This window comes from Asticcacaulis sp. W401b (assembly GCF_046503825.1).
Taxonomy (GTDB): Bacteria; Pseudomonadota; Alphaproteobacteria; order Caulobacterales; family Caulobacteraceae; genus Asticcacaulis.
On sequence record NZ_JBKFEE010000033.1, the window covers coordinates 1 to 6430 of the forward strand.

The window sequence follows — 6430 nt, forward strand, 5'->3', positions numbered from 1 at the left end:
TTCATCGCGTAATTTTTCAGTTCGAGCCCCAGTAACCGGGGCCCGATGTACGGCGCACTCTGACCTGCCAGCATTTTGATCGTCGGTTTATAGGGTACGACCGAAATATCGAGCTCATGCAATGCCCCACTCTGGCCCTTGTGCTGAAGACTGATATGCAGATCGAGGGTGCGAACCGGCGAGGAGATACGCAGGTGGCAAGGTTGGTCACCTGTTGCCTTTGGGCTGACCAGATAGCCCGGCCCCCCGCGCACACGAAGTTCGGGATCGACATCCCCTTCATGATTGATAACCTCTACTGTGGTCGTGTCCCCTTTCAGCCGCGCAGCGATCTCCAGTGCGACCCATGTCTCGTAGGTCTTACCCTTGAACGATACGTTGGGCTCGACAGGGTCTTTCGGCTTCCCCAAATGCTTTACCGTCACGGACAGAGCCGTTGCGGCTGAGGCGATCTGATCCTTCAGGCCTTGGGCCATATATTCTTCGGGCGTCATCCGATCACCTCGCCGCGACGCCACGCGGAACCAATAGCCTCGCTCCACTGCCTCTTGAACTTCGTAAGGCTATCAATGGCCTCGCTGGACGAAAGGATGTTGGCCTGCGAGTCCGGTGCTTCAGTAGGATCGAGGACGCGAACCTGGTCCAACCCGAGCGTTTCGGATAGCTCGATAATGCGCTTTCGGAGATAGAGCTCACGATCAATCGCTTTCTCAACAAAGACGCCTGCATGCCTCAGCTCCCACTTTGCCAGCCGGGCGCGCGTATACGGTGTCGGATCGCTGGATTCGAACCATCGCCTTCGCGGGTTTTCCAGTAGAAAGCTCCGTGTTTCGGCCGCCAGATCAGCGAACCCCCCGGCCTCCAGACCCGACAACATCGCCTCCGCCGGCAAAGATAATTCTGCCATCTCCCCTCCCACAACTTAAATCCGACTGCGGTTTAGCCGATGGCCGTTACAATCGCCAGACGAGAGCCTTAATTTAACCTTGGGAGGGACGAGCCGCCCTGCGACGCTTCGACCTTCTGCGCAAACTGGCCGAATATCTCATCGGGATTGCGGATAACCTGTGTAGCGTCCAACCAGCTGAGAAGCTCTTCGCGCGCCAGAACGAGGATGCCGTGTCGTTCGGCGGTTTCGCGCGAAATGCCGATATCCTCATTGGGTTCGCAGGTGGCGAGAACTGGGATAATCTTCAAACCCTGATGGCCAGATAAATCAACAGACCGCCGGATCTCTTTTGCCCGGTTATTCAGCAGACCCAGTTTTTCCGGCGTTGGCACAGTGATGGTGCATTCGACGAGCAGTATCTGTCCGGAGGGCGTGGTGATGAGAAGGTCAGCGGCATCCTGAAGTTTCGGAACGCTACCCATATTAAGCGTTGAAAAGCCCAGCATCCAGAAGACTGCGCTGACCGCTGTCTCCAAATCCCGGGACTGCACGCCCTTACGACCACTGCCGCTGAACTCACCACTCAGAATGCCGTGAGTCACAGCAACATTCTCGTCGGTGACCTCGAAGGCCCGTCGCCGTGCATTGTGCGATCCCGCTGCATCGGTAAGCCATCCGAACTGCTGGGCGACGCCGTCGTAGCTGGCGATACCATAGAGGAAACTGCCTGGCCTGCGCTGAACGTCAGCACGTCCGAAATCGAAACCGTTATGGGTATGCCAAATGAGGTCATCACCCGAAACTCGACCACGCGCGACGATGTGTCCCCCTTCGTGGACCCGGTAACCCAGACTGACCTTACTCCGGTCCTGTCCGTGCGGAATGGAGGCTGTCGGGACCGCACGGCCCGCCGTGTCTTTTGCATCGAAGGCGAGCCAGGCCAACGGGCCGGCGTAGATATCGACTGTCAGCGCCGCGCCGATGGTTCCGAGCGCATTTTGAAACAGGAGCTCGCCGAGATTCTCGTAAGGTTCGTGGCATGCCTTGAGCGTCCAGTCTATTTCCCCCGTCGGCATATAGGCGTGACTTTGATCCCCAACGATCTGTAGACCCACTTGGCGGTGATTGGCCTGTAGTCCCGGCCATTGCGTGGGATAGAAATGAACCCAAGGGCGGCCACCACTGCTCGTCGGGAACTCAGCCTCACCGACGGGAAGCTTGATTTTGCAGGCCATGAGGTCATCAATGAGGGCGGCGACCGTGGGGTAGAGATCACGCACAGAACAGCGCCCGACCTTCAAACTGTCGATCTCAAAACGGGGTGGCAGCGGTATACCATCATCGGAAGCCCAGAGGTTCACGATGGCTTTGAGTAGGATCAGCCGATCCCCTACTCTATGGGCAACATAATGCAGACGGGCGGTTCGGTAGTTTTCCCCGACGGCCTCAAGGATGCTGCGAAAGCCCGCTAGCGGTTGCTCTGTTTGATCCATGACTTCCCCCATCGCACGCCGTGGGGGACGCAAATCGTCCTTTCCGTCACCCCATTCCGCTTTATTGTCGAGTGCCTTGGTGGCATAGCGACCGATTCTTTTCAACGTCACATCACAACCCCCGCGCGATGTAAAAGCCCCAGGCCAGAGCCCGGGGCATGAGCCTCTCACTTGCGCCGTGTCACGGACATGACCCGCAGACCATTTTCACGGGCCTTCTGAGCGATATTGGCTGCCGGACCGAAGGCATCGTCAGAGTCGCCTTCAAGGGAGTGATCGAGCGTCAAAACCAGAACGGGATCGAGAGCCAGCAGTTCGTCATTTGCCTTGAAGGGAGCCGCCCGGCGATGGCGTTCGAAATCCGCCTTGGCCAGAACGACGCCGACCTTCTTGTCGCGGGCCCACTTCAGCGCGATCTGCTCAGCGCCGAGATTGCCGGTCGTTGCCAGCTTCATGGCGGGATGTTGCGACAAAGCCCAGTTCAGGGCATCGAAGATACGGTTGGCATCAAGCGAAGTCTTGGCTTGGGGCGAACCGCGAAAAACGACGACCTCAGTACCGGGGTCCATCAATCCCTGTTCGCGCACCCGTCGCGCTTTCATAGCGTCTTTCGCCTCGATGACGGCGTACGACGCGGTGTGAGTCTTCGCCGATCCGCGCCATGGGGTCCAGACCTCGCCAGTCTGGGCGGTGTAGTTCTCGCAAGCGGCATCGCGGAGGACCTCGATGATCATGATGGCCGCATCGGCACGGTTGTAACGGAGAGTGGCGTCCTGAAGCTCGACGTCCTTGATCTCCGAACCGTCGAAATCGCGGTGCAGGCGGCGCATATCGTCATGGGCGCGATCGGCTTCGCGCTGAAGACGGAGGGCGGCGGAATGAAAACCCCCGATGAGACCTTCCATTATGATGGGCAACTGGTCCTCAAGGGCGGAGCCTAAAAAGGTATCGAGAACTTCGGTCGTCAGTGAAAAGCCGAGCTGTTCGATTTCGGCCTGGGCGGGATGGGGCAGATCAGCACCCGCGACTTCACAAATGGCGTCGTAGCGGGAAAGCGAAGAAGAAAGAGCGGTCATAGCGGATGTCCTTCAAAAGGGAGAACCGGTTGTCCGGAGAGGCCGCCGGTGGCTTGCCTCTGCATCCGAAACGGCGCACGGCCCTTCGCGGCCAAGGGCGCTTTGCGCCCGGCTCGACCCTTGGCCGCATAGAAGGGGTTTGCGCCATCGGTAGCAGAGTGAAGGCAAGTCAGTGATGGCCCCCCGACACCGAACCTTTGCCGACATCCGCTGGCCGTCCATCTTGCGGCCGCATGGGCATCCTGGGCGTTGCAGCACCTTCCCCAAAGACAGCGATAGTGCTCGCCTTACTGACCACATTTTATATACAAATTTTGGTCAGTGACCTGTCAGCGATCAGCGCCTGCCTGTAGGTTTTGATCTGCCGGAGGTCTCATGCCCGACCCGACATCCGACACAAAGAACCGGGTCCTTGACCGCATTACCGCAAAGGCACTGGCAAGCGTCTGGACAAGAGTGACTTCGTGGACATTGCCTCGCCGCACGGTGTCGAAAAGGCTCTCCAGCGTCTGACAAGCGAAGGTCAGATCCGCCGGGTTCACCGCGGCCTATATGACCAGCCGCGCGACAATGGCCTCACGGGCAAATTGGCCTTCCCGCCCCGCTCGGCATTCATCGATGCCATCGCCCGACGCGATAAGCTGAGGGTGCTGGTCGATGGGATGACGGCCGCAAACGATCTGGGCCTGACGACGGCCGTGCCGGCGCAGTCAATCATCCATGTGGACACCTATCCGCGCACTATAGAGATCGAGGCCAGCGTTGGAGACACTGCGGCCAAAACACCGGTCATCTACCTGCTCGACTTCAAACGTGCGGCCGCAAGCTCCGCCTTTTGGTCGGGGCATCCGGCTAGGCGCATCATTCAGGCGATCGATTGGTTCAAGGACACGCACGACAAAGACGCCACCTTGATTGCAGGGCTAAAGGACTATGTACGCCGTACCCCTCAGCGACTGGAAGTTATCGAAGACCTTCGGGCAAACCTGTCCGCGGTGCCAAGCTGGATGTATCCGCTCATAACTTCACTTCTTCGAGACGATGAGGCTTAGCTCCCGGAAGCAAACCTGTTAAACTCAGATATCCTTATGCTGGGCCGGTGCGTTTGGAACTGACTGAGGGTTATCGCGCTCTTACGCACGTACAGAGTTGAAAAATGGCGCTCTATCCGTTATCTTTCGACGCAGGAGAGACCATACCAATGACCGCCGTACCTTATACCGTAGCCCCTGAAGCCAAGATTCCTTTCGCGCTGCTCACGTCGCGTGAAAAGACCTTGCTGCCTTCTATTTTCGCGGTAACGGCGCTTGAGCTGGCTAAAAGGACGCCTTCGGGTCATTTCGTGTCGCGTCTGGGCCAAACGAAGCGCGTGCTTTGGGATCGGAATGCAGACACTTCGGCGACCATTCGCGGAATTCTCGACAATAGCTACAACGCGGCTTAGTCGCGGTGCTAGAGCCCTATGTAATTGATCTGCGACAAGCGGAATCTGAGCTCACATCTTTTGAAACATGGTTGAACGCCGCTGGTTTCGTGAGCGAGACTGTCATCGTACGTGAAATTCGCAAGCGGCCCAGTATGCTGTGCTTGCTTGGTCCCGTTGGGGCCATCCCCGCCGCAGATCTCTTCAAATGGGAATTGGGGATGCAAGGCCTCTATCGCACTGACCTAGTACTGGGCAACCATCGAAGCCGGTCGTTTCTTTTAATCGAATTCGAAGGCGCTGAGGAATTCAGCGTTTTCAAGGGCAAAGGCACCGCTCAATACCGTAACTGGTCACCTCAGTTGGAACATGGCTTTGGCCAGGTTGTCGATTGGGCCGCACTTAGGGCACCTGGCCCTAATCCGGTTATGCAAAACACCTTCAAGGGCGACATTGCCAAGAGTACCTTTCTCGTAATATGCGGGCGGGATGCGGGCATTCATGCCGGCCTTGAAAGACAACGCTTCAATTTCCGTCGGGATAATGTCCAGATACAGGGACTTTTGTCCCAGGTTCTGACATATGACGACATGGTTGGCGCCATGCGCGATGCGCTTGAGGCATGGAAGACCCTCCCCTAGAGCCGTTAGCGACCCGCACACGAAGGGAAATTGAGGAAATTCAGCCCATTCTCGCGATAGGTCAAACCGACTCAGTAGAAGCCGAGGCGTTGCCCTGACGCACCGAGTTCCACCATGTGATTTTTTCTTCGCGATCCGCATTCGCCAACCGCAGCAACAGATCGCCGTGACACGCCGCCGGTGCGCAGAAACAGACAAGATCGTGGCCGCGAAGTTCATCCAGCGCCCGAAGCAACGCAACCTGCGACGCCATCCAGCGCTCATGCCGCAAAATCACCTCGGCCCGATCGCCGTCTGCACCCATCCGGAACGGATTGCCCCACTTCGAGCCTCGACCGATATAGACCGCGCCTTCAGGCACACCGTGACGATGTTTGTTGAGAACTTTGCACATGGTCTGCTCCTTTGCCAGATATGCGGGCCAAAGGGGACGCCGGAAAGGCGTTCGGTCATGCGCCGCTGGCGCATACGGCCTGCCGTTGACCGAACGGCGACGGCGTCCAGATTAGGGCCTGCATGGCAAAGGCGCGGACAAGGCCAAAGCCTCGACCGCGCCTGAATCCAACCGAAGACCAAGATCATATCAGGCGGCGACCGCCAATTCAGCGGATAACGCCTCGGCCTGAATCGAGAGGATGAAATCGCAAGCCGCCTGTGCCTTACCGGCAGCCTTCAGCAACTCACCCGGCCGATCCCGCAGAATGCCCGCCCACGACGCCAGATAGGCCACGTGATTGCGAAACACCGTCTCTGATGGCGAAAGGCCCAGATGGAGAGAGACGAGATGCGAGGTCAGTTCAGCGACCAGCTCCTCACGCGCATAATCCTCTGTCGTGGTGCCGGGCCGAAAGCGATCAAGGCGGGAGCTATGGCCGGTGGCGTGGGCGTTATGCCGATATCGGCATAAG

Annotated in this window: 9 protein-coding genes; 3 read left to right on the forward strand and 6 right to left on the reverse strand. The window is 58.1% G+C overall.

All coding sequences use genetic code 11. From position 1 onward, the window contains the following. The 4 genes from ACK8OE_RS20495 to ACK8OE_RS20510 form a co-directional block, all read right to left on the reverse strand. A partial coding sequence (locus ACK8OE_RS20495; protein ID WP_410274170.1) for a hypothetical protein occupies positions 1-494 on the reverse strand: 494 nt, incomplete at its 3' end. Next, on the reverse strand, positions 491-907 hold the full coding sequence (locus tag ACK8OE_RS20500; protein WP_410274171.1) for a hypothetical protein: 417 nt from the start codon (positions 905-907) through the stop codon (positions 491-493). The genes ACK8OE_RS20500 and ACK8OE_RS20495, both read right to left, overlap by 4 nt. 68 nt (positions 908-975) lie before the next feature. Continuing rightward, complete coding sequence (locus tag ACK8OE_RS20505) at positions 976-2493, reverse strand: hypothetical protein (protein ID WP_410274172.1); 1518 nt, start codon at positions 2491-2493, stop codon at positions 976-978. 56 nt (positions 2494-2549) lie between these two features. Next, positions 2550-3458 carry a DUF2493 domain-containing protein gene (locus ACK8OE_RS20510; protein WP_410274173.1) on the reverse strand — a complete coding sequence of 303 codons (909 nt, stop codon included), beginning with the start codon at positions 3456-3458 and terminating at the stop codon, positions 2550-2552. Positions 3459-3904: 446 nt separating this feature from the next. Between ACK8OE_RS20510 and ACK8OE_RS20515 the strand changes: the two genes are divergently transcribed. The 3 genes from ACK8OE_RS20515 to ACK8OE_RS20525 all read left to right on the forward strand — a co-directional run bounded on the left by ACK8OE_RS20515 (position 3905) and on the right by ACK8OE_RS20525 (position 5522). After that, on the forward strand, positions 3905-4510 hold the full coding sequence (locus ACK8OE_RS20515) for a DUF6088 family protein (RefSeq protein WP_410274178.1): 606 nt from the start codon (positions 3905-3907) through the stop codon (positions 4508-4510). A gap of 104 nt (positions 4511-4614) precedes the next feature. After that, a complete protein-coding gene (locus tag ACK8OE_RS20520) occupies positions 4615-4902 on the forward strand; it encodes a hypothetical protein (protein ID WP_410274174.1) in 288 nt (95 codons plus the stop codon). Positions 4903-4907: 5 nt separating this feature from the next. After that, positions 4908-5522, forward strand: a complete 615-nt coding sequence (locus ACK8OE_RS20525; protein WP_410274175.1) for a Shedu anti-phage system protein SduA domain-containing protein — start codon at positions 4908-4910, stop codon at positions 5520-5522. 61 nt (positions 5523-5583) lie between these two features. Here ACK8OE_RS20525 and ACK8OE_RS20530 read toward each other — a convergent pair whose 3' ends face one another. Together ACK8OE_RS20530 and ACK8OE_RS20535 are read right to left on the reverse strand one after the other, a co-directional pair. Continuing rightward, a complete protein-coding gene (locus tag ACK8OE_RS20530; protein ID WP_410274176.1) occupies positions 5584-5916 on the reverse strand; it encodes a DUF4326 domain-containing protein in 333 nt (110 codons plus the stop codon). Positions 5917-6105: 189 nt separating this feature from the next. After that, on the reverse strand, positions 6106-6430 hold a 325-nt coding region (locus ACK8OE_RS20535), incomplete at its 5' end, for a zincin-like metallopeptidase domain-containing protein (RefSeq protein WP_410274177.1).

Coding starts and splice junctions, on each gene's coding strand:
- ACK8OE_RS20500 (WP_410274171.1), bottom strand. CDS start 907: ATGGCAGAATTATCTTTGCCGGCGGAGGCGATGTTGTCGGGTCTGGAG.
- ACK8OE_RS20510 (WP_410274173.1), bottom strand. CDS start 3,458: ATGACCGCTCTTTCTTCTTCGCTTTCCCGCTACGACGCCATTTGTGAA.
- ACK8OE_RS20520 (WP_410274174.1), top strand. CDS start 4,615: ATGGCGCTCTATCCGTTATCTTTCGACGCAGGAGAGACCATACCAATG.
- ACK8OE_RS20530 (WP_410274176.1), bottom strand. CDS start 5,916: ATGTGCAAAGTTCTCAACAAACATCGTCACGGTGTGCCTGAAGGCGCG.